28 protein-coding genes and 1 pseudogene are annotated in these 25,821 nt (G+C 69.1%); 9 read left to right on the forward strand and 20 right to left on the reverse strand.

The genetic code is table 11. The features are described from left to right. Positions 1–55: 55 nt before the first annotated feature. The 5 genes from RT2_RS14875 to RT2_RS14895 form a co-directional block, all read right to left on the reverse strand. Positions 56–544: a DUF420 domain-containing protein gene (locus RT2_RS14875; protein WP_072845573.1), complete on the reverse strand. Its 489-nt coding sequence runs from the start codon at positions 542–544 to the stop codon at positions 56–58. 308 nt (positions 545–852) lie between these two features. After that, the gene (locus RT2_RS14880) at positions 853–1,563 is read right to left on the reverse strand and encodes a GAF and ANTAR domain-containing protein (protein ID WP_072845574.1); all 711 of its coding nucleotides are present in this window, start codon (positions 1,561–1,563) and stop codon (positions 853–855) included. A gap of 116 nt (positions 1,564–1,679) precedes the next feature. Then, positions 1,680–2,336, reverse strand: a complete 657-nt coding sequence (locus tag RT2_RS25495) for an STAS domain-containing protein (protein WP_139191230.1) — start codon at positions 2,334–2,336, stop codon at positions 1,680–1,682. After that, the gene (locus RT2_RS14890) at positions 2,336–2,713 is read right to left on the reverse strand and encodes an STAS domain-containing protein (protein WP_169888373.1); all 378 of its coding nucleotides are present in this window, start codon (positions 2,711–2,713) and stop codon (positions 2,336–2,338) included. Before RT2_RS14890 ends, RT2_RS25495 begins: the two co-directional genes overlap by 1 nt. Before the next feature lie 309 nt (positions 2,714–3,022). Then, a complete protein-coding gene (locus tag RT2_RS14895) occupies positions 3,023–4,546 on the reverse strand; it encodes a class I adenylate-forming enzyme family protein (protein WP_072845577.1) in 1,524 nt (507 codons plus the stop codon). Positions 4,547–4,671: 125 nt separating this feature from the next. Between RT2_RS14895 and RT2_RS14900 the strand changes: the two genes are divergently transcribed. Both RT2_RS14900 and RT2_RS14905 read left to right on the forward strand, forming a co-directional pair. Then, the gene (locus RT2_RS14900) at positions 4,672–5,301 is read left to right on the forward strand and encodes a TetR/AcrR family transcriptional regulator (RefSeq protein ID WP_072845578.1); all 630 of its coding nucleotides are present in this window, start codon (positions 4,672–4,674) and stop codon (positions 5,299–5,301) included. A 68-nt stretch (positions 5,302–5,369) separates the two neighbouring features. Beyond that, positions 5,370–7,034 carry an acyl-CoA dehydrogenase family protein gene (locus RT2_RS14905; RefSeq protein ID WP_072845579.1) on the forward strand — a complete coding sequence of 555 codons (1,665 nt, stop codon included), beginning with the start codon at positions 5,370–5,372 and terminating at the stop codon, positions 7,032–7,034. A 30-nt stretch (positions 7,035–7,064) separates the two neighbouring features. Here RT2_RS14905 and RT2_RS25925 read toward each other — a convergent pair whose 3' ends face one another. The 8 genes from RT2_RS25925 to infC all read right to left on the reverse strand — a co-directional run bounded on the left by RT2_RS25925 (position 7,065) and on the right by infC (position 14,032). Beyond that, positions 7,065–7,232: a hypothetical protein gene (locus RT2_RS25925; RefSeq protein WP_169888377.1), complete on the reverse strand. Its 168-nt coding sequence runs from the start codon at positions 7,230–7,232 to the stop codon at positions 7,065–7,067. A gap of 328 nt (positions 7,233–7,560) precedes the next feature. Beyond that, entirely contained in the window at positions 7,561–7,932 is a 372-nt protein-coding gene (locus tag RT2_RS14910; protein WP_072845580.1) for a hypothetical protein, read from the reverse strand. Between the two features lie 211 nt (positions 7,933–8,143). Beyond that, on the reverse strand, positions 8,144–10,630 hold the full coding sequence (gene pheT / locus RT2_RS14915; protein WP_072845581.1) for a phenylalanine--tRNA ligase subunit beta: 2,487 nt from the start codon (positions 10,628–10,630) through the stop codon (positions 8,144–8,146). Positions 10,631–10,658: 28 nt separating this feature from the next. Continuing rightward, the gene (pheS, locus tag RT2_RS14920; protein WP_072845582.1) at positions 10,659–11,729 is read right to left on the reverse strand and encodes a phenylalanine--tRNA ligase subunit alpha; all 1,071 of its coding nucleotides are present in this window, start codon (positions 11,727–11,729) and stop codon (positions 10,659–10,661) included. 51 nt (positions 11,730–11,780) lie between these two features. Continuing rightward, positions 11,781–12,593, reverse strand: a complete 813-nt coding sequence (locus tag RT2_RS14925) for a TrmH family RNA methyltransferase (RefSeq protein WP_072845583.1) — start codon at positions 12,591–12,593, stop codon at positions 11,781–11,783. Positions 12,594–12,616: 23 nt separating this feature from the next. After that, positions 12,617–13,006 carry a 50S ribosomal protein L20 gene (gene rplT, locus RT2_RS14930; RefSeq protein WP_072845584.1) on the reverse strand — a complete coding sequence of 130 codons (390 nt, stop codon included), beginning with the start codon at positions 13,004–13,006 and terminating at the stop codon, positions 12,617–12,619. Between the two features lie 67 nt (positions 13,007–13,073). Next, entirely contained in the window at positions 13,074–13,268 is a 195-nt protein-coding gene (rpmI, locus tag RT2_RS14935; protein WP_072845585.1) for a 50S ribosomal protein L35, read from the reverse strand. A gap of 65 nt (positions 13,269–13,333) precedes the next feature. Further along, a complete protein-coding gene (gene infC, locus RT2_RS14940; RefSeq protein ID WP_072845586.1) occupies positions 13,334–14,032 on the reverse strand; it encodes a translation initiation factor IF-3 in 699 nt (232 codons plus the stop codon). Positions 14,033–14,346: 314 nt separating this feature from the next. On the opposite strand from infC, the gene RT2_RS14945 reads away from it, so the two are divergent. The 3 genes from RT2_RS14945 to RT2_RS14955 all read left to right on the forward strand — a co-directional run bounded on the left by RT2_RS14945 (position 14,347) and on the right by RT2_RS14955 (position 15,964). After that, positions 14,347–14,691, forward strand: a complete 345-nt coding sequence (locus tag RT2_RS14945; RefSeq protein ID WP_072845587.1) for a DUF1844 domain-containing protein — start codon at positions 14,347–14,349, stop codon at positions 14,689–14,691. 81 nt (positions 14,692–14,772) lie between these two features. Continuing rightward, positions 14,773–15,192: a DUF1801 domain-containing protein gene (locus RT2_RS14950; RefSeq protein ID WP_072845588.1), complete on the forward strand. Its 420-nt coding sequence runs from the start codon at positions 14,773–14,775 to the stop codon at positions 15,190–15,192. A 58-nt stretch (positions 15,193–15,250) separates the two neighbouring features. After that, positions 15,251–15,964 carry an alpha/beta fold hydrolase gene (locus RT2_RS14955; protein WP_072845589.1) on the forward strand — a complete coding sequence of 238 codons (714 nt, stop codon included), beginning with the start codon at positions 15,251–15,253 and terminating at the stop codon, positions 15,962–15,964. A gap of 516 nt (positions 15,965–16,480) precedes the next feature. Here the strand turns inward: RT2_RS14955 and uvrA are convergent. Then, a complete protein-coding gene (gene uvrA / locus RT2_RS14960) occupies positions 16,481–19,417 on the reverse strand; it encodes an excinuclease ABC subunit UvrA (protein WP_072845590.1) in 2,937 nt (978 codons plus the stop codon). A gap of 136 nt (positions 19,418–19,553) precedes the next feature. Here uvrA and RT2_RS14965 point away from each other — a divergent pair, with 136 nt between their 5' ends. Both RT2_RS14965 and RT2_RS14970 read left to right on the forward strand, forming a co-directional pair. Then, positions 19,554–20,243: an MBL fold metallo-hydrolase gene (locus RT2_RS14965; protein WP_072845591.1), complete on the forward strand. Its 690-nt coding sequence runs from the start codon at positions 19,554–19,556 to the stop codon at positions 20,241–20,243. A 44-nt stretch (positions 20,244–20,287) separates the two neighbouring features. After that, on the forward strand, positions 20,288–20,587 hold the full coding sequence (locus tag RT2_RS14970) for a hypothetical protein (protein WP_139191228.1): 300 nt from the start codon (positions 20,288–20,290) through the stop codon (positions 20,585–20,587). A gap of 42 nt (positions 20,588–20,629) precedes the next feature. On the opposite strand, the gene RT2_RS14975 is transcribed toward RT2_RS14970, so the two are convergent. Then, a complete protein-coding gene (locus RT2_RS14975; protein ID WP_139191227.1) occupies positions 20,630–21,109 on the reverse strand; it encodes a hypothetical protein in 480 nt (159 codons plus the stop codon). Positions 21,110–21,596: 487 nt separating this feature from the next. Here RT2_RS14975 and RT2_RS25110 point away from each other — a divergent pair, with 487 nt between their 5' ends. Together RT2_RS25110 and RT2_RS14985 are read left to right on the forward strand one after the other, a co-directional pair. Continuing rightward, positions 21,597–22,664: an EcsC family protein gene (locus RT2_RS25110; protein ID WP_083577398.1), complete on the forward strand. Its 1,068-nt coding sequence runs from the start codon at positions 21,597–21,599 to the stop codon at positions 22,662–22,664. Between the two features lie 58 nt (positions 22,665–22,722). After that, positions 22,723–22,917 (forward strand): annotated as a pseudogene (locus RT2_RS14985) (MBL fold metallo-hydrolase); the annotation flags it as partial. Positions 22,918–23,107: 190 nt separating this feature from the next. Here RT2_RS14985 and RT2_RS14990 read toward each other — a convergent pair. From RT2_RS14990 to RT2_RS26470, 5 genes are all read right to left on the reverse strand, one after another. Further along, complete coding sequence (locus RT2_RS14990; protein WP_072845595.1) at positions 23,108–23,608, reverse strand: hypothetical protein; 501 nt, start codon at positions 23,606–23,608, stop codon at positions 23,108–23,110. A 22-nt stretch (positions 23,609–23,630) separates the two neighbouring features. Continuing rightward, the gene (locus tag RT2_RS14995; protein WP_072845596.1) at positions 23,631–24,533 is read right to left on the reverse strand and encodes an arginase family protein; all 903 of its coding nucleotides are present in this window, start codon (positions 24,531–24,533) and stop codon (positions 23,631–23,633) included. A 127-nt stretch (positions 24,534–24,660) separates the two neighbouring features. Beyond that, the gene (locus RT2_RS15000; protein ID WP_072845597.1) at positions 24,661–25,377 is read right to left on the reverse strand and encodes a recombinase family protein; all 717 of its coding nucleotides are present in this window, start codon (positions 25,375–25,377) and stop codon (positions 24,661–24,663) included. 59 nt (positions 25,378–25,436) lie between these two features. After that, complete coding sequence (locus RT2_RS15005) at positions 25,437–25,616, reverse strand: hypothetical protein (RefSeq protein ID WP_072845598.1); 180 nt, start codon at positions 25,614–25,616, stop codon at positions 25,437–25,439. Positions 25,617–25,675: 59 nt separating this feature from the next. Continuing rightward, entirely contained in the window at positions 25,676–25,807 is a 132-nt protein-coding gene (locus RT2_RS26470) for a hypothetical protein (protein ID WP_255312542.1), read from the reverse strand. Between the last annotated feature and the right edge of the window lie 14 nt (positions 25,808–25,821).

Consider the following 25,821-nt stretch of genomic DNA (forward strand, 5'->3'; position numbering starts at 1 on the left):
TGCATCATGATGCAATCTCATGCACGCGCAGTCGCTCCGGCCGTCCCCGGCCGCTTCAGCCCACGAAGGCGACCGCGTAGAACACCCAGCTCGTCACGGCGGTGAGGATCATGCCGACCGCGGCCACCGGGGCCCACCGCCGATGCCACGCGGAGTGCCCACCCGGCTGCGGCGGACTGCCGAAGTTGCGCACCGCCCGGACGATCACCACCGGCCACAACAGCACCGAGAATACGGCGAACACCAGGTGGACGGCCAGGGCCGTCCACACCACACCGGACGCCTCGCCCCCGACCACGCCGGCCGCGCGCTCCTCCCAGCCGTTGAGCCGGACGTCCAACTCGAAGAGCACCACGGCGACCAGCAGTCCGAGGCCCAGCGGGATCTGCACCCGCCGGTGCAGGCCGAACCGGCGCCGGACCTTCACCTGGTACACACTCCACACCAGGGCGACGGTCACCAGAGCCATGACGAGGACCATCAGGTCCATCGCCAGGGAGGCCCTCGTACCGAAGAACCCGTCGATCCCGCTGAAGTCGTCCATCACAGAGCCCGTGCCTTTTCGTCGTCGGATGCCCGGCGGCACCACCTTTGATGCCGCTCTCGCGCGTTGACGGCGATTTTACCGACACGATGTCGGTAAAACCGCCACGCGGACGTTAACACGCTCCCGACGAGGAGCCGATCCGAGGTGGCGCGGGCATCGGTCGGTGGCCGGGCCCGAGAAGACGCTCCGACGCCCGGCGACTGCGGTCGAGGAACTGAATCTGTGGGCGCGGTCCGCACCACCGCGACGGGGCGTCGAGCGCCTCGGCAGGAACGGCCACATCGAGGCGTTCCGCACTCCCCCGATCAGGTGGCGTCGTGATGTTGGTCGATCACCCGGCGGGCCAGGTCGGCGATCTTGACGTTCATCTGCTGCGAGGTACGCCGCAGCAGGTCGAAGGCTGCGTCGTCGGAGATGCGGTGCAGGGCCATCAGCAGACCGACGGCCTTGCCGATCTCCCGGTTGCTGGTCAGCCCGGCACGCAGGGTGCTCGCCTCGCTGCCTCCGATGACCGCGGACACAGTGACTGCGGCGAACGCCGCCAGGATCGCCGCCTGCTCGGCGGCGGTGTCGGTGAAGACCCCCGCAGTGTCGGTGAACAGATTCAGCGCACCGACCTTGCGGTCGTCGACGCGCAACCGGAACCCCATCGCCCCTCGAACCGAGGTCGCCGCGACCACCCGGGCCGCCAATCGCGGCCACTGCGGCGCGGTGGTCAGATCCGGGTCCAACTGAGCGGCCTCGTTCTCGATGGCATCCAGGCAGGGCCCCTCGCCCACGGCCCTTTCCAGGTCGTCGACCCGGCGGGCGATCTCGTCGCTGGCCGCGACCGTGACATAGGTGCCCCCGTTTCGGAGCATCAGGCTGGCATGGTCACATCCGGACACCAGTGAGGTCGCGGCGGCACAGATCGCCTCGTACACCTCGCCTTCGCTGGACCCGCGGTAGACGATCTCCGCCAACGCGGCGAACACCGTCGCAGGATTGTCTGGCACCGACACCGGGGCGTTCTCCATCAGACCCTCCTCGCCACGCGCGGACGAGGCGCGTCGTCAAGTGTCGTTGTCACCGTAGCCCACGCTCCTGCAAGTCGGGTGCTGTCGACTCGGCAGCACGTCCGACAATGTCGGGGCTAGCCCCCCAACGCCGAGGGCAATGAGTCGTAGCAGCGGGACAGCGGGAGCGTGCCGGTGGTGGTCAGCATGAGCCCGAGGCGGGGAGAACCGGTGACCAGACGCAGATCGAGCCGGTTGCGGTCGGCCCGCCGCGTCGCGGCGGCCAACTCGCGTGTAACCGCGATGCTGACGAACGTCGTCGCCGCGAGGTCTACCACCACACCGTGGTAGCTGGTGGACAGTGCATGGTCGAGCACCCGACGGAACTCGGGCAGGGTCGAGGACTCGAGATCACCACCTACCGTCACCACCGTGGTGTGACAGTATCCGCCGCGATCCGGTACCTGATACGACGGCCGATCGGGATGTGGTGCCGCGAGCCGTCGTTCGCGTACGGTGACGACCGTCTCCGGAGTCGACGTAGTGGACGAATTGCGGGCAAGGAGAGCCCGGTAGAGAGCTTCCGGGATCAGTTCCGCTCGGCCGGCGCGCGTAGCAGCGAGATACAACGTGGCGCGGTCCCGGTCGCGAAGCACCGTCTGACGGTCGGGTTCCTCGTCCCCCGTTCGAGCCAGTCGACGGTCGATCTCCGCCACTACCGCAGTGAGCGCCGCCACCTTCTCGGCATCGTCGGAGTCCGGGGATCGGGTCGGAATGCTTGCTGTGTGCGTCATCAAGATGCCTGTTCCCTCCGTGCTGGGATTCGTCGGGGCGCCGCGGCTCCGGTCACACCGCCAGAAACACCCGCTCGCGAACGCTCGTGCCACACGATCGCCTCCTCGACGGTGTCGAAGATTGGCATCTGCTCGGTCAATCCGGCGACTGCGAGACCACGCCGCACACCACGAGGTGGTGCCACCACACTGATCTCGATGCCACGCCGGTCCGCGTTCACCGCCGTCAGCAGCCACAGGCCACCGACACTGAGGAACGTCAACCCACGCAGGTTCACGATCACCGCTGCCGGCCACTCGTCCGGGCCACCGCGCAGCGCCGCCTCGAAGTCGCACAGAGAGTTTTCGTCCAACTCGCCGGACAGCGTGAGCAGCACCGTGCCCCGGTCACCGACGTGCGGCAACCGGCACATGCGCACACCGAAGCCAGGACAGAAGGCGGATGCAAGGAAGGAAGACACAGCTGGAACCTCCGCGGCAAAAAGGGGAATGCCTGCCGGAACCTCGAACAGTCCACGACCGCCGCACAAGGGGCAGGCACGCAGGCTGTTGTCTCAACCACATACTGTCTATCACCCGCAGCGCCCCCGGTCCAGGCGGCACGGTCGTTCGCGGGCTCTGCACCGCGGCGGCGCCCTGCTTTCTTACTGGCAACAGATATTGGACCCCGCCCCCAGCGGCGGGCGTCAGTCGCCGAACACGCTCTCACGCACCACGTGCTTGGTCAGCTTGCCGGAGGGGTTGCGCGGCAACGACTCCACCAGCACCAGCTCGCGCGGGACCTTGTAGCGGGCGAGCTTGCCGGACAGGTACTCGCGCAGTTCCTCGAGTTCGAGCTCGCAGCCCGGCGCCGGCACCACGACGGCGACCACGGTCTCGCCCCACTCGCGGTGCGGCCGGCCGATCACTGCCACGTCGAGAACGTCCGCACGCGGCCGGATTGCCTCCTCCACCTCCTGCGAGTAGACGTTCTCACCGCCGGTGATGATGATGTCCTTGGTGCGGTCGACGATGTACAGGTAGCCGTCCTCGTCCAGTCGGGCGACGTCGCCGGTCCGGTACCAGCGACCCTCGAACACCTCCGCGGTGGCCTCGTCGTTGTTCAGGTACCCGACCATCCGGGTGTCCCCGCTGAGCCAGATCTCGCCGGTCTCCCCCGGCCCGGCGTCGCCGCCGTCGGCGCGGACCACCCGCAAGTCGACGCCGGGCATGCCGCCGCGCCCGATCGACCCGGCCTTCGCGATCTGCTCGTGCGGGTACAGCGCGGTGCCGGTCGGCCCCATCTCGCTCATGCCGTACACCTGGTAGAAGTCCTCGGACCGGTACGCCTGCTGCAGCTGCCGGGCGACCTCGGCGCCGATCGGGGCGCCGCCGTAGGTCCACCGCCGCATGGTCGAGAAGTCGTAGGCGGACAGGTCGATGCCGGCCGCCCGGGCCACCTGCAGCGGCGCCAGGTAGGCGATCGGGGCGCCGAAGAAGGCGGTGATCTTCTCGGCACCGATGATCTCGAGGAAGGGCAGCGGCGCGTACTCGCGCATCAGGACGACCGTGCCGCCGAGGAACATGGTCGGGACGAACCAGACGTTGAGCGGGGCCGCGTGCCAGATCGGCATCGCGATCAGCACCCGCTCGTCGCGGTCGAGTCCGAGGGTGGTCGCGATGTACGGCGCGACGGTGGTGATCGAGCGATGGGTGTGCAGGCAGCCCTTGGGGGCACTGGTGGTCCCCGATGTGTAGAGCACCTGGGCGATGTCGGTCTCGTCCAGGTCGACGCCGTCCCACTCGTCGGCGACGTCGACGAGCGAGTCGAAGTCCCGTTCGGCGTCCGGCCCACCCTCGGTGAACAGCCAGTCAACCTGCGGCGCACCGGCTTCCACCACCGGTCGCAGCTCGGCCGAGGCGACGCCCACCGTCGCCCCGCTGTGCCGCAGCAGGTACTCGACCTCCGGCGGCGCGAGCTTGTGGTTGACCGGCACGACCGCCGCGCCGGCCCGCCAGGCGCCGAACGCGGCGATCACAAATCCGGGCGTGTTGAAGGTCATCACCGCGACACGGTCGCCGCGGCCGACGCCGCGGGCCCGGAACACCTCGGCGGCGCGCCGGGAGGCGGCCAGCAGTTCCCGGTAGGTGATGCGCTCGTCCCCGTACACCACCGCTTCCTTGTCGGGGAATTTCCGGCAGGTGCTCTCGAGCATCGTCGTCAGGTTCATGAATTCTCCTTGGGACGTCCCGGAGTGTCTCCGGGTCGGGGATTGCCGTGTGCGCCGATTCGTTCTACAGTCAGCTCTGGTAAGGATTGAACCATGATTCAGAGTTTCGGGAAAGGTGGTGTCTGATGGCGTACCGAGCGACGGACAAGACCCGGGCCGCGCAGGCACAGCGCCGGGAGCTGCTGCTGGCCACCTCCGAGAAGCTGATTGCCGCCGGCGGGTTCGCCGCCGCACCGGTCAAGGTCATCGCCGATGCCTGCGGCATGAGTGTCGGGTCGGTGTACTCCCACTTCGCCGGTCGCGCCGACCTGCTGGCCGCCGTGTTCCGACGCGGCGCCGACCAGGAACTGGCCGAGGTCCGCAAGGCCGTCGAGGCGTGCGAGAGCGCGACCGACCGACTGCAGGCCGTCGTCCGCACCTTCGCCTGGCGCGCCATCCGTGGCCGACAGATGGCCTGGTCGCTGCTGTTCGAACCGGTCGACCCGCGGGTCGACGAGGAACGCCTGATCTACCGCCGCTCCTACGTCGAGGTGACCACGGCGATCCTGCACGACGGCATCGCCGCCGGGGAGTTCCCGGCGCAGCACGTCGACATCGCCGCCGCCGCCCTGATCGGCGCCATCAGCGAGTCGCTCGCCGGCCGACTGTCCCCGGTGCCGGTCGAGGCGACGGAGTCGTCCTCCGACGCCGACATCGTCGACGCCATCCTCGAGCTCTGCCTGCGCGCGGTCGGCGCCGAGCCGGCCTCCCGCTGACCACCGGTCACACCCTCCCTGCCACCCCGCCCGATCCACCCCGCCACCGAATCCCGAAGGGACGCACCATGACCAACGTCGTAGCGCAGGGACACCACACCCACGAGGTCTTCAACCAGGCGCCGCCGCGTGTGGACGTCAACGAGTACACCTCGAACATCCCGCTCGTCGAGGGCGTGCGCCGGTACGACGCGGACTGGGCGCAGTCGCACCTCACCGACGTCGGGGCGCTGGTCGGGACCGAGAGCTTCATCCACGACGCGGAACTCGCCAACACGGAGATCCCGCGCCTGCACAGCCACGACAAGCACGGCAACCGCATCGACGAGGTCGAGTACCACCCCGCGTACCACCGCATCATCTCGGCCGCCGTCGAGCACGGCGCACACACCAGCGCCTGGGCCGAGCCCCGCGCAGGCGCCAACGTGGCCCGCGCCGCGACGTTCATGATGTTCGCCCAGATCGAGCCCGGACACTCCTGCCCGGTCTCGATGACCCACTCGGTGGTGCCGGCGCTCGAACTGCAGCCCGAACTCGCGCAGGTGTGGCTGCCCCGGCTGTACGCACGCGGCTACGACGGCGCACTGCGCGCCCCCGGCGACAAGCCCGGTGTGCTGTTCGGCATGGCGATGACCGAGAAGCAGGGCGGCTCGGACGTGCGCGCCAACACCACCACCGCGACCTCGATCGGCGGGCGTGACTACGTACTCAACGGCCACAAGTGGTTCTGCTCGGCGCCGATGTCCGACGGCTTCCTGATCCTGGCCCAGACCGTGCAGGACGGCGCCGAGGGGCTCTCCTGCTTCCTGGTGCCCCGGGTGCTCGAAAACGGCACCCGCAACGTGTTCCGGATCCAGCGGCTCAAGGACAAGCTCGGCAACAAGTCCAACGCCTCGTCCGAGATCGAGCTCGACGGCACCGTCGGCCACCTGGTCGGCGAGCCCGGCCGCGGCGTGCGCACCATCATCGAGATGGTGGCCCGCACCCGACTGGACTGCGTGTACGGCTCCACCGCCGGCATGCGTCAGGCCGTGGCCGAGGCGCTCTGGCACGTCCGCAACCGGGCCGCGTTCGGCGCGACCCTGATCGACCAGCCGGCGATGACCGCGGTCGCCGCGGACCTGGCGCTGGAGTCGGAGGCGGCGACGGCCACCTCGCTGCGGCTGGCCCGCGCCCACGACGACGACGCGTCGGAGTCCGAGAAGGCGTTCCGCCGCCTGGCCACCGCGGTCAGCAAGTACTGGATCTGCAAGAGGGGTCCGCACCACGCCTACGAGGCACTCGAGTGCCTCGGCGGCAACGGCTACACCGAGGCGTTCCCGCTGGCGCGGCGCTACCGCGAGCAGCCGGTGATGGCCGTGTGGGAGGGCTCGGGCAACGTCATCGCGCTCGACGTGCTGCGCGCCATGACCCGCGAGCCGGAGTCGGTGCAGGCGTTCGACGCCGAGCTCGCGCTGGCCCGCGGCGCGTCGACGATCTTCGACGCCCACCACGACGCGATGCGACGCTCGCTCGCCGAACTGTCGACCCTGGCCCCCGCCCAGGCGCAGCTGCGGGCGCGGGCCGTCGCCGCCTCGATGGCGCTGGGCCTGCAGGGTTCCCTGCTCCTGCGCACCGCCCCGACCGCGGTCGCAGAAGCCTTCCTCGCCGCCCGCCTCGGACCCGAGCGCGACCTCGAGTACGGCAGCCTGCCCGCCGGCACCGACTTCGCGACGATTCTCGACCGGCACTGAGCCGAGCGGTCCGGCCGGCGGGCTCTCCCGTCAGCCGGACCGGCCGGACCGGCGATCGAGGTCGGCGAAGGAATCCTTCGGCTTGCGCTGCCCGAAGTTCTCGTTGATCGACACGATGAAGAGCATCGTGACGCCGATCAGCACCACCGCGATCGTGACGACCACGACGGCGTAAGCGAACGCGACAAGTATTTCCATCACAGCACCTCTCGGAGTGGACTGATGGCTCACGCTACGCCCCGCGCGACGGCGCAGGGCGGTGTTCACCGCGTGGCGGTTCTCGCCGGCTGCGCCAGTTCGCCGAGCACAGAGTCCACCTCGTCCTCGCCTCCGACCGCGACGTCCGGGAGTCCCGGCGCGTCGGCTCCCCAACCCGCACCCGTCTCGCTCGCTCGCTCCGATGGCCAAGGACGCGGCGGCCCGACAGGTCGACCTGCACCTGGGTCCGATGAGTGAAATTCCTCGAAAACATCTCCCCACACTGCTGTTCGCGCCGATTCTGTGTGGTGACGTCGCCGGGTAGGGGTCAGCTGTCCATCGACTTGCGGATCTCGTCCAGCCTGCTGCGCGCCGCCTTCTGCCGGTCTTCCCACTGTTCGTCGAGGCTGCGGCCCGCCGGGGTGTCCGCGTCGAGCTCCCGCGCGCCCATCGCACGGCCGGCGATCGACTCGATCTTCTCGCGCACGGCGTCGAAGGTCGGCACCCCGGCGTCGGTGTAGTCGGACGCGGGCACCGCGATCGGGGCGGCGGTCGGGGTTGCGGGCGGCGGAGCGTCGGATGCCGCGGCCTCGGACGCCGTGGGCTCGGGCGTCTCCGTCGCCGGCGACGGGTCAGGCACGACCTCCGCGTCGAGCACCGGCATTGGTTCTGCTGCGGGGTCCTTCGGGGATTCGCTCATCACGCCACACTCCTCGTCCGTGGGTTCCCCAACCCTATGCCGCCGCGAGCTCTGCGAGCTCATGTCACCGCGAGCCCCGCGAGCCTCAGGTCACCGCGAGCGCGATCTCACCGCCGCGGGCCGGGGCGCGGCGGCGCAGGCCCCCGTCACGAGATCGGCGGGCGAGCGCGGGGTCTCCTGCTCCCCCGTGCTCGCCCGCCGACCGTCCGTTTCAGGCCCGCAGCTGGGCACCCACCGCTGCGGAGGCCGCGGCGACCGCGGCGTCGCGGACCGCGCTGGCCTCGTCCTCGGTGAGGGTGCGATCGGTGGCCCGCACCCGCAGCGCGAACGCCAGCGACTTGCGGCCCGCGCCGACCTGTTCGCCCTCGAACACGTCGAAGAGGCGGACGTCCTCGAGCAGCTCGCCGCCGCCGGCGCGCAGCGCAGACTCCACGGCGGCCGCGGGCACCGAGGTCTCGACCACCACTGCCACGTCCTGCAGCACCGCCGGGAACGGCGAGACCCGCGGCGCGGGCAGCACCTCGACGATCGGCAGCGCGGTGAGGTTCAACTCCACGGCGCAGGTCCGCGCCGGCAGCCCGGCCCGCTCGAGCACCGCCGGGTGCAGCTCGCCGGCGTGACCGACCACCACCCCGTCGACCAACAGCTCGGCGCACCGGCCCGGATGCCACGGCAGGTACTGGGCGGCGCGCCGCTCGAGCACCACACCGGCGGTGGCCGCGATCGTCTCCGCGGCCGCGAATGCGTCGGTGGCGTCGGCAACGCGGCCCGGGCCCCACGGTCCGCTCGGGTCGCGGTGCCCGGTCAGCACCGCAGCCACGTGCACAGGCTGGGCCGGCAGCGACCGCAGCAGATCCGCGATCTCGTCGTCGGTGGGCCGACGGTCCACCGGCAGCACCGCGACCGGCTTGGTGTCCGGACCGGGCTGGACCACCTGCGCGATGCCGAACAGCGCGAGGTCGCGCTGACCACGGGAAGTGTTGCGGGACAAGATCTCCAGCAGCCCCGGCAGCAGCGTGCTGGCCAGCTCGGGGCGGTCCGACTCGAGCGGGTTGAGCACCCGGCTGGTGTTGCGGCGCGGGTCGTCGGCGTCCAGACCCCAGGTGTCGAACACCCCGGTGGGCAGGAACACCGTCGGCAGCACCTCGGCGTAGCCGTCGAAGGCGAGCGCCTTGCCGACCGCGCGGCGGCGACGCTGCTCGGCGGTCAGTCCGCGGCCGGCCGGGGCCGCGGGCAGCACCGACGGGATCTGCTCGAGCCCCTCGAGTCGCAGCACCTCCTCGACCAGGTCCGCGGGGCCGGTGAGGTCCGGACGCCAGGAGGGCGGGCTCACTACGAGCTGGCCGTGGCCCGCGTCGCTGACGGCCACGTCCACGCCGCAGCCGACCTGGGTGAGGCGGCGCGCGGCGGTCCCGTTCGGGTACGCGACGCCCGCGACCCGGTCGGGCAGGTCGATGTCCATCCGGATGGCGTCCGCCGCCGGCACCGCGCCGACGTCGGTGAGCACCGGCTCGACCTGGCCGCCCGCGATCTCGGCGAGCAGCCCGGCGGCCCGGTCCAGTGCGGCGGCCGAGAGCGCGGGATCCACCACACGCTCGTAGCGCTTGCTGGCCTCGCTGATCAGCTTGTGCCGGCGGGAGGTCTTGAACACCGCGAGCGGGCTCCAGATCGCGGCCTCGAGCAGCACGTCGGTGGTGTCCGCGCCGACCTCGGTGCTGGCGCCGCCCATGACGCCGGCCAGCGAGATCGCCCCGGTGTCGTCGCAGATCACCACGTCCTCCGCGTCGAGCGTCCGCTCCACGCCGTCGAGGGTGGTCAGCTTCTCGTCCGCCTCGGCCCGGCGGACCACGAGCGTGCCGTCGAGCTTGGCGGCGTCGAAGGCGTGCAGCGGGTGGCCCAGCTCGAGCATCACGTAGTTGGTGACGTCGACGGCCGGGGAGATCGGCCGGACACCGGAAAGCAGCAGTCGGCGCTGCATCCACCACGGGGTGACGGCCGACGGGTTCACACCGGTGACGCGGCGCAGCGCGAAGCGCGGCGAACCGGACTCCGGCTCCACCCGCAGCGGCCAGGCCTCGCCCGACGCCTCGCGCGGCGCCAGCACCGCCGGGTCCGCGAACTCCAGGTCGAAGCCGCAGGCCAGCTCGCGGGTCAGCCCGCGCAGCGAGAAGCAGTAGCCGCGGTCCGGGGTGATGTTCAGTTCGATGATCGTGTCACCGAGGCCGAGCAGCTCGTTGGCGTCGGTGCCGGGCTCCGCGGTCCCGGGCTCGAGCACCAGGATGCCGGAGTGGTCCTTGCCGATGCCCAGCTCGGCGACCGAGCAGATCATGCCGTCCGACACCTGGCCGTACGTCTTGCGAGCGGCGATCTTGAAGTCGCCGGGCAGCACGGCGCCGGGCAGGGCCGCGACGATCAGGTCGCCCTCGGCGAAGTTACGGGCGCCGCAGACGATTCCGCGGTCCTCGGCCTCGCCGACGTCCACCTGGCACATCCGGATCGGCTTCTTGAACTCGGTGAGTTCGGTGATCGAGGTGACCCGGCCGACCACCAGCGGCCCGGGCACCTTGTGCAGGACGTCGACCTCCTCGACCTCGAGGCCGACGCGGACGAAGCCGGCGTCCAACTCCTCGGGCGTCACCTCCCAGCCCGGGGTCGCCCGCTGCAGGATCTCGGTCAGCCACGATTGCGCTACTCGCACGTCTACTCAGCTCTCTCGTTCTCGTCGATCAGGCCTGGACACCGAAGGGCAGCGTGAATCGCACGTCGCCCTCGACGATGTCGCGCATGTCCGGGATGCCGTTGCGGAACTGCAGGGTGCGCTCGAGGCCCATGCCGAACGCGAAGCCCGAGTACTCGTCGGGGTCGATTCCGCTGGCGCGCAGCACCTTCGGGTTGACCATGCCGCAGCCGCCCCACTCCACCCAGCCGGCGCCGCCCTTCTTGCCGGGGAACCACACGTCCACCTCGGCGGACGGCTCGGTGAACGGGAAGTAGTTGGGCCGCATCCGCGTCCGGGTCTCGGGCCCGAACAGGGCCCGCGCGAAGGCGTCGAGGGTGCCCCGCAGGTGCGCCATGGTCAGACCCTTGTCCACGGCCAGGCCCTCCACCTGGGAGAAGACCGGGGTGTGTGTGGCGTCGAGTTCGTCGGTCCGGAACGTCCGCCCCGGGCACACCACGTAGATCGGCACCTCGCGCGAGAGCATCGTGCGGACCTGCACCGGGGAGGTGTGGGTGCGCAGCACCTGACGCGAGCCCTCGGGCGCGACGTGGAAGGTGTCCTGCATGGTGCGGGCCGGGTGGTCCGGCAGGAAGTTCAGCGCGTCGAAGTTGAAGTGCTCGGTCTCGACCTCGGGACCCTCCGCCACCTCCCAGCCCATCGCGACGAACACGTCCGAGACCTGCTCGGAGATGATCGTGATCGGGTGCCGGGCACCCACCGGCCGGCGACCGGCCGGCAGCGTCACGTCGATCGCCTCCGCGACGAGGACGGCGGCGTCACGCTCGGCCAGCAGCACCTCGCGGCGCGCGTCGTACGCGGCCGTGGCGCGGGTACGGGCGGCGTTGACGCGCTTGCCCGCGTCGGCCTTCTCCTTGCCGGGCAGCGCACCGAGCGCCCGCCGGACCAGCGAGAGCGGCGCCTTGTCGCCGAGGAACTCGATCTTGGCCTTGGCCAGGGCATCGAGATCCGCGGCCGCGGCGAACCCCTGCTCCGCCTGCGCGGCGGACGCGTCGAGCGCCGCCTCGGTGAGTGCGTCGGCGTCGATGGACGCTGAACTGTCGGGCTCGTTCTTTGCCACGGCTTGTGAATCTCCTCGTCGATGGTCAGTGCGTCGCGGGTTGCAACGATCCTAGGTTGCGGGCCCGACAGGTCGGTGCTGCACCCGGGCGCTGGCGTACAGGCAGATGGCGGCGGCGGTGGCCAGGTTGAGGCTCTCGGCGCGGCCACGGATGGGGATCCGGACGCGGTGGTCCGCGCGGGCCGCGATCGCCGGGTCGAGCCCGTGCGCCTCGTTGCCGAACAGCCACGCGGTCGGTCGGGCCAACAATTCGTCCGCCTCGTCGAGGTCCACCTCGCCGTCGGCGGCGGTCGCCAGGATCTGCACCCCGGCCGCTGCCACCCGTTCGAGCACGAGGTCCACGTCCCGCTCGCGGGCGACCGGCAGGTGGAACACGCTGCCCGCCGACGACCGCACGCACTTGCCGTTGTGCGGGTCGACGCTGTCGCCGGCCAGGATCGCGGCATCCGCCCCGACCGCGTCCGCGACCCGGATTACGGTGCCCGCGTTGCCCGGCTCCGACACCGCCACCGGCACGGCCAGCAGCCGCGGACTCGGCCCGAGGGCGACTTCCAGCGGCACGTCGAGCAGCCCGCACACCGCGACCAGCCCGGGCGGCGTGACGGTGTCGCTGAGCGCGCGGGCCGCGCGCTCGGTGATCGGCGAGGTGCGGACGCCCGCGGCCTCCGCGGCGGCCAACAGGTCGCCGTACCGGCTCGCCGCGTCCTCGGTGGCGAACAGCTCCTGGACCCGCCCGGTGGCCAGCGCCTCGGTCACCGAGTTGGACCCCTCGGCGAGGAACCGGCCGGTCTTCCTGCGCTCGGCACCGCGCAGCAGCTTGACAGCAGAAACGACCCGTGGCGTCCGCTCGGTGAACGGGTCCACGGGTCGTTCCTGGAACAACTTGCTCAGGCTGCGTCCCCGGCAGGGGCGTTCACGTCGGCCGGCAGTGCGGCCTTCGCGATGGCCACCAGGCCGGCAAACGCCTCGGCGTCGGAGACGGCCAGCTCGGCGAGGATCTTGCGGTCGACCTCGACACCCGCGGCGCCCAGGCCCTGGATGAAGCGGTTGTAGGTCATGTCGTTCGCGCGGGCGGCAGCGTTGATACGCGTGATCCACAGCTTGCGGAAGTCACCCTTGCGCGCGCGGCGGTCCCGGTACGCGTAGGCGAGCGAGTGGAGCTGCTGCTCCTTGGCCTTGGTGTAGAGGCGCGAGCGCTGTCCACGGTAGCCCTTGGAGGCCTCGAGAATTGAACGACGCTTCTTCTGGGCGTTGACCGCCCTCTTTACGCGTGCCACTGGGAAATCCTGTCGATCTCGGGGCGCGACGCGCGCCCCTGGTTGGTCAAATAGTGCAGGTCAACGATCAGATGCCGAGCAGGCGCTTGATGCGGGGAACGTCCGCCTTGGCGACAACCGCAACACCGTCGAGGCGACGGGTCACCTTGCTGGCCTTGTGCTCGAGCAGGTGGCGACGGCCGGCCTTCTGGCGCAGGATCTTCCCGCTGCCGGACACCTTGAATCGCTTCGAGGTGCCGCTGTGGCTCTTCATCTTGGGCATGGAGTCCTCAGTTCTGTGTTCTTCGATACTGCGTACGGTCGTGCTGATCTGGTGGCCGGTGACGGCTAGCTTGCCGGCGTCTCCGGGGCAGAGCCCTCGGTCGGTGCCGGGGTGGGCTCCGCAGGCGCCGGTGCCGGTGCCGGCGCAGCCGGGGCCGGTGCCGAGGCGGGCCTCGGGACGACGACCGCGGGGGCCTGCGCGCTCTCCTGAGCCTTGACGCGGGTCTTCGCGCCCTTGTGCGGGGCGAGGACCATCGTCATGTTGCGGCCGTCCTGCTTGGCAGAGGTCTCGACGAAGCCGAGATCGGCGACATCCGCACCCAGGCGCTGCAGCAGACGGAATCCCAGTTCGGGGCGGGACTGCTCACGTCCGCGGAACATGATCGTGACCTTGACCTTGGACCCGGCCTCGAGGAAGCGAACGACGTTGCGCTTCTTGGTCTCGTAGTCGTGGGCGTCGATCTTCGGCCGGAGCTTCTGCTCCTTGATCACGGTCAGCTGCTGGTTCTTGCGCGATTCGCGCGCCTTCTGCGCGTTCTCGTACTTGAACTTGCCGTAGTCCATGATCTTGCACACCGGCGGGCGGGCGTCCGGCGCCACCTCGACGAGGTCGAGATCGGCTTCGAGCGCCAAGCGGAGTGCATCTTCAACACGCACGATCCCGACCTGCTCACCGCCTGGTCCGACGAGTCGGACCTCGGGTACGCGGATGCGATCGTTGATGCGGGTCTCAGTGCTGATGGGGCCTCCTAGGTTGAGCGGCAGGTCGTCCTGACCGCCGGCAGCCCGTAGCCCGTTTCCCCAACAAAAGAACCCCGCGACGGTGGATGATCACCATGCGGGGTCCGATGCCGACCGATACAATGTCGCCGCGACCACGTCGCGACACATCCCCTCAACAAAGAGGGAGCCGGTCCTCGGATGACTTCGGAGCATCTAGTGCTCGTCCGTGCATCTCCAGAACCGGCGACCGGGACCGTTTACCAGCGGTTTTGATGCGCCGAGAAGCGGTGGGAGTCGGACTCCACTTGCTGCCCCCAACATCGTCGGGGGCGGTCGTGTATGGAAGTCTAGCAGGCATGACAGAGGATGCCCACACGGACGACGTTCGAGAGCTCGCCGACGTTCCGGCGGTCGAGGTCATCAGCCGCGCCGCAGTGATGTTGATGAGTTCCGCCGCAGAGAAGCTCGGGCTCGGCGACCCCAACCCCGACGAGAGCGACCACCTCGACCTGGACGAGGCCCGCCGGGTGATCACCGCACTCGCCGGCCTGGTCACCGCGTCGGTGGAGTACCTGGGCCCGCATGCCGGCCCGATCCGCGAGGGGTTGCAGGCCCTGCAGCGCGCCTTCCGCGAGGCGTCGTCGCACCCGGACGAGCCGGGCAAGGGCCCGGGCGAGAAGTACACCGGCCCGGTCAACTGACCCGGAACCGTCCCGTGGCCGCGGCGGCCCGACCGCCGCGGCCCGGGTGCCGTACTCCACGTGTCCGGCCATACTGACCGGATGGCGACCAAGACCGGCCCGACCGATGCCAGCGTCGACGAGTTCCTCGGCGCGCTCACCGACCCGGCCAAGCGCACGGACAGCGAGCGGCTGGTCGAGATGATGCAAGCCGCCACCGGCGAGCCGCCGGTGCTGTGGGGCTCGAGCATCATCGGCTTCGGCAGCAGGCACTACCGCTACGCGAGCGGACACGAGGGCGACACCGCGCTGATCGGATTCTCCCCACGGGCCGCGGCGCTGACCCTGTACCTGTCGCTCGACCACGACGAGTTCGCCGCGACGTTCGACCGACTCGGCAAACACAAGCTCGGCAAGAGCTGCCTGTACGTCAAGCGCCTCGCCGACGTCGACGAGACCGCCCTCGGCGCGCTGATCGAGGCGTCGGTCGCCGCGGCCCGCGCGTTGGAGTCGCAGCCCTGAACCGGCCGAACCCCACCCTGGAGATGCGTCGCCGGGAATCCTGAAGCAGGCTGGAGACGTGCCTGTACACATTCTTCTGGTTCCCGGATTCTGGCTCGGCGCCTGGGCGTGGGACGACGTCGCCGCCGAACTGACCCGCCTCGGCGACGACTGCACCGCGCTGACGCTGCCCGGACTCGACTCCCCCGACACCGACCGCTCGTCGATCAGCCTCGCCGACCACGCCCGGGCGATCGTCGCGGCCGCCCACACCACCGCCGACGAACACGCCACCGTCCTGGTGGCGCACAGCGGCGCCTGCGCCGCGGCGTACGCCGCCACCGACCTGGACCCGGGCCTGTTCGCCCGGGTCGTCTACGTCGACAGCGGTCCGGTCGCCGACGGACATGCGCTACTCGGCGACCTCCCCCGGTCGACGACGGAGATCCCGCTCCCCGACTGGGCGGGCCTCGAGGCCGAGGGCAACAGTCTCGAGGGCCTCGACGACGACGCGCTGGCCCGGTTCCGCCGGCGCGCGGTGCCGCAACCGGCCGGCCCCGCCCGCGATCGCATGCAGTTGACGGACCCGGCACGGCTGCGGATTCCCACCACGGTGATCAGCAGCAGCTTCCCGGCCGAGGCGGTCGCGCAGTTGGCGGCGTCGGGTCATCCGATGGCCGCCGAGCTGACGAAGCTACCCGCCGACTACGTCGACCTGCCGACCGGCCACTGGCCGATGTGGTCGCGCCCCGTCGAACTCGCTGCCGCGATCCATTCCGCGGCTGCTCGCTGAGCTGTCGCACCGGAAACACCGCCGCCCGCAGACATGTGAGGCACATCACTCTCGCGGGCTCGAGATCAATTCGTGATTCCTGGACGCTCGACTCGCGTGCTCGTGTACAAAGGTCCCGACTGCAGTGATTGGCAACACACCGGATCCGGCCACCTGCGATGCAGCAAGGGCGGGCGGTCTCGGCGGGGGTCGCACTGCAATCGGGGGATCAACATCCTGCCGGGGCCGCCCGCGGCCCCGGTTTGCCAGAACACTCGACACAAGGAGATTCACATGCCTGCACCCGGCGACATCGACAGCCTGTTCGGCAGCCTCGCGAACATCGTCAACGCATTGCTCAGCGGCGGCTCCTCGACCGGCGACCTGGTCGACGTCGGAACCACTGGCGCCTGATCTCAGCGCGAGCAACGAGGAGGGCCGGGTCGCACCAGCGACCCGGCCCTCCTTTGCGCTGCCGTCGCAGCGTGCGGCCGTCGGGCCTGTCCGGATGCCACCACCCGGCACACCCGCCTCACGTCAGACGGCAGCGGCGGCCTTACGAGGCGCCCGCTTGCGCTTGGCCGCCCCACCGACGACCGCCTTCGGTTCGGCGACTGACTGTGCCAGCGCCTCACGCAGGAACCGACCGGTGTAGCTCTCCGGCACGGCCGCAATCACCTCCGGCGTGCCCTCCGCGACGACGGTGCCGCCACCGGACCCGCCCTCCGGGCCCATGTCGATGATCCAGTCCGAGGTCTTGATGACGTCGAGGTTGTGCTCGATCACGATCACCGTGTTGCCCTTGTCCACCAGCCCGTTGACCACACCGAGCAGCTTGCGGATGTCCTCGAAGTGCAGACCCGTCGTCGGCTCGTCGAGCACGTAGACCGTCCGGCCCGTCGACCGCTTCTGCAGCTCCGCCGCCAGCTTGACGCGCTGAGCCTCGCCGCCTGACAGCGTCGGCGCCGGCTGGCCCAGTCGCACGTAGCCGAGGCCCACCTCGACCAGCGTCTTGAGGTAGCGGTGGATGGAGGTGATCGCCTCGAAGAAGCCTGCGGCCTCCTCGATCGACATGTCCAGCACCTCGGCGATGGTCTTGCCCTTGTAGTGCACCTCGAGGGTCTCCCGGTTGTAACGGGCGCCGTGGCACACCTCGCACGGGACGTACACGTCGGGCAGGAAGTTCATCTCGATCTTGAGGGTGCCGTCGCCGGAGCAGGCCTCGCACCGGCCGCCCTTGACGTTGAACGAGAACCGTCCCGGCTGGTAGCCGCGCACCTTGGCCTCGGTCGTCGCCGCGAACAGGGTGCGGATCTTGTCGAACACCCCGGTGTACGTGGCGGCGTTGGACCGCGGCGTGCGACCGATCGGCGACTGGTCCACCTGCACCAGCTTGTCGAGCTGGTCGAGCCCGTTGATCCGGGTGTGCCGGCCGGGCACCTGACGCGCCCCGTTCAGCTTGTTCGCCATCACCGTCGCAAGGATGTCGTTGACCAGCGTGGACTTGCCGGAACCGGACACACCGGTGACCGAGGTGAGCACACCCAGCGGGAAGCTCACGTCGATGCCGGCGAGGTTGTTCTCCTTGGCCCCGACCACGGTGACCTGACGCTTTTTGTCCACCGTCCGGCGAACCGCCGGGGCGGGAATCGACGCGCGGCCGGACAGGTAGGCCCCCGTCAGGGACTCCTCGCAGGTGAGCAGTTCCTGGTAGGGGCCGCTGTGGACGACCTTGCCGCCGTGCTCACCGGCGAGCGGACCGATGTCCACCACCCAGTCGGAGGTACGGATGGTGTCCTCGTCGTGCTCGACGACGATGAGGGTGTTGCCCAGGTCGCGCAGCCTGGTCAGCGTCTCGATGAGCCGCCGGTTGTCGCGCTGGTGCAGCCCGATGGACGGCTCGTCGAGCACGTACAGGACGCCGACGAGGCCGGACCCGATCTGGGTGGCCAGCCGGATCCGCTGCGCCTCGCCGCCGGAGAGCGTGCCGGCCGCCCGGGAGAGCGAGAGGTACTCGAGGCCGACGTCGAGCAGGAAGCCGAGCCGGGCCTGCACCTCCTTGAGCACCTGACCAGCGATCGCCTCCTCGCGGCTGCCGAGGGTCAGGCTGTTCAGGAACCGGGCGCAGTCCGCGATGGACAGCTCTGCCACCTCGGCGATGGACTTCTTGCCGTGGGTGCCGGCCGAGATCGTCACCGAGAGGATCTCGGGGCGCAGGCGGGCGCCGTTGCAGGCCGGGCAGGGCACGTCGCGCATGTACCCGTCGTAGCGTTCCTTCATCTGCTCCGACTCGGTCTGCTCGAGCCGACGGTGCAGGAACGGCATGACGCCCTCGAACTCGGCGTAGTAGGAGCGGGTGCGCCCGTACCGGTTCTTGTACTTGACGTGGACCTGGTCGGCGCTGCCCTCGAGCACCGCCTTGCGCACCTTGGCCGGCAGCTTCTGCCAGGGCGTCGCCATGTCGAAGCCCATGATGTCGGCGAGGCCCGAGAGGAGGCGGCCGAAGTACTCGGCGGTCTGCCCCATCGACCAGGGGGCGATGGCGCCGTCCGCGAGGCTCAGCTCTGGGTCCGGCACCACCAGGTCGGGGTCGACCTCCTTGCGGATCCCGAGTCCGGTGCACTCCGGGCAGGCGCCGTACGGCGAGTTGAACGAGAACGCCCGCGGCTCGAGGTCGTCGATGGACAGGGCGTGCCCGTTGGGGCAGGCCAGCGACTCGGAGAAGCGGCGCTCCCGGTCGGCCGCGGACTCCTCCCGGTCGACGAAGTCGAGGACCACGATGCCGTCGGCGAGCCGCAGCGCGGTCTCCACCGAGTCGGTGAGGCGCTGCTTCGAACTCGCCTTCACCGTCAGCCGGTCGATCACGACCTCGATGTCGTGCTTCTCCTGCTTCTTCAGCGTCGGGGGGTCGGTGAGCTGGTGGACCACCCCGTCCACCCGCACCCGGGCGTAGCCCTGGGAGTTGAGCTGCTCGAACAGGTCGACGAACTCGCCCTTGCGGGTGCGCACCACCGGCGCGAGCACCTGGAAGCGGGTGCCCTCCTCCATCGCGAGGACCTGGTCGACGATCTGCTGCGGGCTCTGCTTCGCGATCTGCTCCCCGCAGACCGGGCAGTGCGGCGTGCCGGCGCGGGCGTAGAGCAGACGCAGGTAGTCGTACACCTCGGTGATGGTGCCGACGGTCGAGCGCGGATTGCGGTTGGTCGACTTCTGGTCGATGGACACCGCGGGCGAGAGTCCCTCGATGAAGTCGACGTCGGGCTTGTCCATCTGGCCGAGGAACTGGCGCGCGTAGGCCGAGAGGGACTCGACGTAGCGGCGCTGGCCCTCGGCGAAGATGGTGTCGAACGCAAGCGAGGACTTTCCTGAACCGGACAACCCGGTGAAGACGATGAGGCTGTCCCGCGGCAGATCGATGTCGATGCCCCGCAGGTTGTGCTCACGCGCTCCGCGCACGATCAGGCGGTCCGCCACTGATTGTCCCTTCTCGGCTGTTCTCGGGGAAACGTCCCCGGACGCAGCACATGGTATGTCGGGGCTCCGACACGATCGGTGGACACGACTGCGTCCAACCCGTCACGAGCCCTCATTCGACGGTAGCGTCCCAGTAATGGACGGGCAGCAGATGACAATCGACGACCACTACACCGGCGAGCTGAAGCAGGGGTCCGCCCCGCAACGCCGCACCATTGCCGGCGCCACGATCACCAAGATCTCGGTCGGCCCGATGGACAACAACTCCTACCTGGTGGTGTGCTCCGAGACGGGCAAGTCCCTGCTCATCGACGCGGCGAACGAGGCAGACCGGCTGGCGCTGCTGCTGGAGGCCGGCGCGCCGACGTTGGCGTCGATTGTCACCACCCACCAGCACCCCGACCACTGGCTGGCACTCGCGGACGTGGTCAAGCTCACCGGTGTGCCGACGCTCGCGCACCCGCTCGACGCCGAGAAGCTGCCGGTCACCCCGGACCGCACGGTCACCGACGGCGACCTCGTCGAGGTGGGCCGGCTCACGTTGGAGGTCATCCACCTGGCCGGCCACACCCCGGGCTCCATTGCGCTCGCGCTGACCGACCCCGCGTCCGGGCAGGTGCACCTGTTCACCGGCGACTCCCTGTTCCCGGGCGGCGTCGGCAAGACCGCCGACCCGGAACAGTTCGCGTCCCTGCTGCGCGACGTGACCACCAAGCTGTTCGAACGCTTCCCCGACGACACCGCGGTGTACCCGGGTCACGGCAAGGACACCACGCTCGGCGCCGAGCGGCCCTTCCTCGCGGAGTGGCAGGAGCGCGGCTGGTGACTCAGTTGCTCCCCAGCCGAACACCACACACCGCAGGAGTGAAGATGACCGACGTCGGGCAACGGCCAAGCGACCTTCCCGCAACGTACTGCTCGGACGTCGACGGTGTGAGATACATCGTCATCGACCCCACGGCCGGGGACATGTCCGGCTGGATCATCGAGACCACCGATGGGGACGGCCGAGTATCGCGTTCGGCGTTCACGCGCGAAGCAACCTGGTACGAAACCCAGGACGGTGACTGGAACGGACTGGGCTACGGCACCCCCAAAAATCCGTGGGCCGCTCTCGTCGATCGCGGAATGCAGATCACCAACTGGATCCGACCGGTCGGTGCGCCGTAGCTGGCCGAGTTGTGACATGTATAGCCGGGGCCACGCGACCCGCTATGCGACTGCGACAGGCGTCCATCCGCTCGCGGCAGGTTTGCCACGAAGGACACGTTGTGGAGCACCGCTGAGGTTCACGAGGGCCTTCATCTCGTTGGCATACAACTCACGAAGCATGACCGGTCCGTTCACCGCGACCGAGCACTCGAGCACCGTCCCGACTTTGTTGTCGTGCACGCGAAATGGCTGAGCAAGACGGTGGATGGGTTGCAGGTACAGCTTGCGAGCGCCGGCCTTCCCGGTGAGCTTGGTGACCGCACAGAAGCCGACCACGCCTTTGTCGTTCGTTTGGTGCGCGACCACCACGTCCCCCACTGCGACATCTCCTGCGAGGTACTTCGATACCTCGGCCGACTGTGTCGAATAGTCACCGCCCCACTGAATCGGGCCCTTCTTGCGGAACACGTCCGCCGACCAATCTCCCCAATAGCCCGCCGGGCCACCCTCGACGTTGCACTTGTAGAGCCAATACCTCATGTGCTGCCCCGACCTCCCGCGGTCTCAAATTTCGACTCCACCCTTGCACGCACCCGGTTCATCATGCGCGGAAACACCGAGACTGTCGCTCCGCACCGTAGTTACTGGTAGTTGGAAGCTATGAGTGGCCCACTGTTCCCCATTTGGTCCTTGGTGGACAGAAATCCCGAAGAGTTCGACGGACCCGGGACCTCAAGACTAGAAACTCCGAGCGCTTGTCAGGTGACGCGGTGGTCTCCTCCGGCCAGCGGGACACCACCATAGAACCTGCGCGCCCCTTCCTGGAGGGAGTGGCGGAAACGCGCCTGGTGACCGCCTCAGCCAAGTCTCTACGGCACCTGTTAGTTGATTCGCCTCATCGTCGAACCCACGAACACCTGACTCATCGCCTGCCGGGGCATGCCAGCCAGGAAGTCGAGTCACGAAGCTCGGCCCCAAGACCTGGCATGTCAGCCGCCGTGTCGTACCTCCGCTATACGCTTCCGCCATGACTGACAAGCCATCTGGCATCGACTTGATGTCCCCGTACGAGCTCAAGGCATGGGTTTCACTAGTTGAATCGGCCAACGGAACGGCACCCGAAACGTGGCGCTCACGCACCTTGGCCGAAGCAAAGCAAAAGGCTAAGCGTGGAGCACAGCGCGCCAAGGGCGCAATTGAACGGGTGCCTGGGGGCTCGACGCTTACCGACGGCTTCGATTCCTCGGTTCGCCAGGCAATGAACGGGATACATACCATCACGGTCGAGCGAGGTCTCAACTCCGTCAAGCTATCGAATGTCATCGAAGCATTTAAGGCGGAGGGAGTGGAAATTGTTCACTATGAGGACATTAGCGGGATCGATTTACGATACTGCGATCGGTCGCTACCCCGAAAACGCGAGGGCTACCTTTTTCTAGGAGTAACTGAGGGTGTCGCGTCATCACTCGCCGTCACTGGAGCAATGGTTTCCTCGACTGTAACTGGCGGTACAACGGCCGCGGTTGCAATCGGTGCGATATCGGCCGACATCGTGACCGTGCTCGTCGGAATGGGTCGAATAATCGCCCTCACTGCAGCACATTACGGGTACGACGTTCGCGAGCCCGAGGAGCAGGTTTACGCAGCCGGCGTACTCGCATATTCTTCAGCCAGTAGTGCTGGGGAGAAGGCGGCTTCCTTGGCCTCCTTGTCACGTTTGACACAGATGATGATGCGAAAAGCCACGTGGAAGCAGTTGAATGGCGATTGGCTAGTTAAACTCATCCAGGGAGTCTTCGCCTCGCTTGGCCTAACGCTGACACACAAGAAGCTGGCACAGGCCGTGCCGATTGCAGGTGCCGTGATTAACGGCGGAATGAACGCATACTTCGTCAACCAGACATTCGCGAGGGCCCAGCAGGCATACCGCTTGCGATTTCTGACGGAGAAGTACGGAATGAACCCCGAGGATTGGGCGCCTATCGTCGTCGATGACATCAATGTTAGCGCAGGCCAAATGCCCCTTGTGGACGAGCTTCTGGAACTTGAAATTGAGAAAGAGAAAGAGAATAGCCCCAGTCCCGCAAGTGACTGACAACAACAGTTCGTCGACGGCCCCACCAGGCTGCCATGCGAAGAAGTTGCCGGTCGCCGGCGACTCCCTGTTCCCGGGGGGTCTTGGACGGACAACAAATCCCGAGGAGTTCAACGGGCTCTACCGCGACGTCACGACCAAGATCTTCGAACGCTTCCCCGACGACACCACCGTCTACCCGGGACACGGCAAAGACACCACCCTCGGCACCGAGCGGCCGCACCTGGCGGAGTGGCAGGCCCGCGGCTGGTGACTTGTCGCGAGGAGTGACGACAGATCCGGCCTGCTGTCGCGGTGAGCGCCGCCCGACGTCCAGCGCCGGCCGCGACCCCGCGCCAGGGACTGCCACCGTCGCCAGGCCCGCTCGGGGCAAAGGCTGAACGTATGCCTGCCCCGAGCGAGCCAGTCCTCACCCCCGCGTCGCCGAACGCGGCTGATGACCATCAGGACTTCCCCCTCCCGGCCTGCCGCACCAGCGCCTCCTCGTTCACCTCGATGACGCGCACCGCGGCCTGGTGGGCCTCCCGCGCACGTGCCAATGCGGCCAGCAACGCCGGGATGTTGCCGCCTGACGCCAACAGCGTTTCCGCGTCGGCTGCGTGACCGCGCGCCGACTCCGAGTGCTCGAGCACCTTGCGGGTACGCGCATGGGCGCGCTGACGGACCCGCTCGGCGGCGGCCGCCACCGCGACGGCCGACGCTCTGGATCGAGTTCCCTTGCGCCCCTTCGTGGTCCGCCGCAGCTCGCGGTCGTACTCACGCTGGATGTTCCTCATCCGCGCCCATTCGCTCGGTTCGGGCGCGGCGCCCGTCTCCGCTTCGATGCGCACCCGGGTGTCGTCGATCGACTTGAAAGCTGCGACGAGGGAGTTCGCGCCCGCCTCCAGGTTCGCGGTCACCTCCCTGCCCTCGACGAAGACGTGGCCACTGTGGTTGTCGGTCATCACTTCACTCCTCGGGTCGGGATCAGCGGGACTGGCGGGCAACACTTTCGGCCGCGGCGGCGATCGTCGACCGGTGCAGGTCGACGAGCGTCTCGGCGTCCAGACGCTCACCGATGTAGCCGCCGGCCAGGACGAAGGCAGCCGCTATGCCACGGGTGCGGCACCACTCGAAGACGAAACGCTCCCGCTCGGCCAGGATCTCGGCCGTGATGCCGTCCAGGCCGCCGACGGCGCAGCCCTCGTACGGGTCCATGCCCGCGTTGTAGAGAACCAGGTCGAAACGCGGACCGAGGCGCTCGATCCGGCTCAGCGCCTGACCGATCTCGGACAGGTAGCGGTCGGCATCGGTGACCTCGGCCAGCTTCGCGCGGTCGGTGCCTGCGTACATGTCGAACATGCTCACCGACACGTCGACCTGCCAGATCCTGGCCTCGTCGGCGATCAACGAGGCCGTGCCGCCGCCGCAGTGGGCATCCAGGTCGACAATCAGCACATTGCCGGCCCCGGCGGCCAGTGCGGCCTTGCTCGCCAACGCCAGGCCGTTGAAGGTGCAGAAGCCACTCCCCGACCCGTACCGGGCGTGGTGCAAACCGGACGACAGCGACCCCGCCACGCCCTCCCGCAGGGCCGCGATCGCCGCCTCCACCGCTCCCCCGTTGGACGCCTGCACCATGGGGAAAAGGCCTGCGTCCCAGTCGAACCCCTGCCCCTCCGCCAGTTGACGCGGCTCGCCGGTCACGACCGCATCGACGTAGGCCGGGTCGTGAACCTGAGCGAACTGGTCCACGCTCAGCACGCGGGGCCGGGTCAGCTCGACCCCGGCGATCGGCGAGCGCAGCAGCGAGTCGGCGATCCACTGCGACTTGCGGGTGGTGTCGAAGGAGTAGGACGAACCGACGTAGTCCGGGCTGTAGTAGAGCTTCACAGAGGTCGCCTTCCGATGGGTGTGACGGCGGCAGCCGTCGACGACGGCCGACCACGGTGCGGTCGGCCGGAAATCGGTGGAAGAGGTGCCGCCGACAGGTGCGCCGGCGGAGAAGGACGCCTGGCGGCTAGGAGTCCAGGTCGAGTTGCCGGCGGACGTCGGCGGCGTTGTCGCTGCCGAGGATCGCCTTGATGGTGGCGGCGAACCACTTCGATCCGCCACGGGCCGTGGGGATTCCGTCGGACATCAGCCCGTCCGCGATGGCCTGGAGCGTGCGGCCACCCGCACGTTCGACGAGGATTCGACGGGTCACCTCGACCGGCAGCGAGGGCGCGGCCCCGACTCGCTCGCCGCGCTCCTTCTTCGCGGTCAGACCGACCTTGGTGCGTTCACTCGTGCGCTGCTGCGCACTGCTGACCGACCGCGTGATGATGTCCGCCGCCATTCGTCCCGCCGGAGTGCCCGTGTCCAGGTCCAGGTCCACCAGGTGCACGGACCAGCCCTCCGCCCGGGAGACTCCCAGCAGTCGCAGCAGGTCGACGATCGGTCGACACAGTCGGTCGACCCTGGACACCACCAGGCCGCCGGCATCACCGCGTGCGACCGCCTCGAACGCCGTCCTCGCTCCGACGGACCCCCGAAACAGCTTGAGGCCGGTGAGGTCCTCGTCCTCGTCGACGTACTCGCCGACGACGGTCAGACCCTTCCGGTCCGCGTAGTCCGCGATGACCGCCCGCTGGTCGTCGAGCCCGAGTCCCGACGCCGCACGCTCGGCCCTACCCACCCGCAAGTAGGCGACTACCGTGTCGGCAGTCGCCTCGATGCGGGGTTCGGCTGCGGTCATACGACAACATTAACATTGGGACCGTCATTATTAATTGGTTTCGGCGAAACCTAACGGAATCACAGAGCGCCGAGCGCAAGCGCGGCACCCTCCAGGCGGGCCACCGTCCCCGCAGCTGCGGTGAGCTCCCCCGCCTCGATCCGTCCGAGCAGCAGGCCGATCGATGCGGCTGCCTGCCGCGCGTGATCCAGCCGGTTCGCCGAATCCCCACAGTCGCACCCGACGAGCGTATCGCCCACACCGCCCCCTCACACCGACCGATTCCGACCCAGCGCCGGTGCCACCCATTGTGCCCCGGTCACCTCCGCACGCCGCCGAGCACCAGAGCGGACGCCACCCCCGCCCGGCGGGCCACGGCCGACTGGTCGCCGACTGATCCGGGCGCGTCCCGAGCGACGCGGCCCGCCACGCTGACCTGGCGCTTCTGCACCCGCCGCACCCAGC

The sequence above is a fragment of the Rhodococcus tukisamuensis NBRC 100609 genome (assembly GCF_001894985.1).
In the GTDB taxonomy this organism is placed as follows: domain Bacteria; phylum Actinomycetota; class Actinomycetes; order Mycobacteriales; family Mycobacteriaceae; genus Rhodococcus_G; species Rhodococcus_G tukisamuensis.

Excerpts from the sequence above, each read along its gene's own strand:
- RT2_RS14875 (WP_072845573.1), bottom strand. The coding sequence starts at position 544 with ATGGACGACTTCAGCGGGATCGACGGGTTCTTCGGTACGAGGGCCTCC.
- RT2_RS14880 (WP_072845574.1), bottom strand. The coding sequence starts at position 1,563 with ATGGAGAACGCCCCGGTGTCGGTGCCAGACAATCCTGCGACGGTGTTC.
- RT2_RS25495 (WP_139191230.1), bottom strand. The coding sequence starts at position 2,336 with ATGACGCACACAGCAAGCATTCCGACCCGATCCCCGGACTCCGACGAT.
- RT2_RS14895 (WP_072845577.1), bottom strand. The coding sequence starts at position 4,546 with ATGAACCTGACGACGATGCTCGAGAGCACCTGCCGGAAATTCCCCGAC.
- RT2_RS14900 (WP_072845578.1), top strand. The coding sequence starts at position 4,672 with ATGGCGTACCGAGCGACGGACAAGACCCGGGCCGCGCAGGCACAGCGC.
- RT2_RS14905 (WP_072845579.1), top strand. The coding sequence starts at position 5,370 with ATGACCAACGTCGTAGCGCAGGGACACCACACCCACGAGGTCTTCAAC.
- RT2_RS25925 (WP_169888377.1), bottom strand. The coding sequence starts at position 7,232 with ATGGAAATACTTGTCGCGTTCGCTTACGCCGTCGTGGTCGTCACGATC.
- RT2_RS14910 (WP_072845580.1), bottom strand. The coding sequence starts at position 7,932 with ATGAGCGAATCCCCGAAGGACCCCGCAGCAGAACCAATGCCGGTGCTC.
- rpmI (WP_072845585.1), bottom strand. The coding sequence starts at position 13,268 with ATGCCCAAGATGAAGAGCCACAGCGGCACCTCGAAGCGATTCAAGGTG.
- RT2_RS14945 (WP_072845587.1), top strand. The coding sequence starts at position 14,347 with ATGACAGAGGATGCCCACACGGACGACGTTCGAGAGCTCGCCGACGTT.
- RT2_RS14950 (WP_072845588.1), top strand. The coding sequence starts at position 14,773 with ATGGCGACCAAGACCGGCCCGACCGATGCCAGCGTCGACGAGTTCCTC.
- RT2_RS14965 (WP_072845591.1), top strand. The coding sequence starts at position 19,554 with ATGGACGGGCAGCAGATGACAATCGACGACCACTACACCGGCGAGCTG.
- RT2_RS14970 (WP_139191228.1), top strand. The coding sequence starts at position 20,288 with ATGACCGACGTCGGGCAACGGCCAAGCGACCTTCCCGCAACGTACTGC.
- RT2_RS14975 (WP_139191227.1), bottom strand. The coding sequence starts at position 21,109 with ATGAGGTATTGGCTCTACAAGTGCAACGTCGAGGGTGGCCCGGCGGGC.
- RT2_RS25110 (WP_083577398.1), top strand. The coding sequence starts at position 21,597 with ATGACTGACAAGCCATCTGGCATCGACTTGATGTCCCCGTACGAGCTC.
- RT2_RS14990 (WP_072845595.1), bottom strand. The coding sequence starts at position 23,608 with ATGACCGACAACCACAGTGGCCACGTCTTCGTCGAGGGCAGGGAGGTG.
- RT2_RS15000 (WP_072845597.1), bottom strand. The coding sequence starts at position 25,377 with ATGACCGCAGCCGAACCCCGCATCGAGGCGACTGCCGACACGGTAGTC.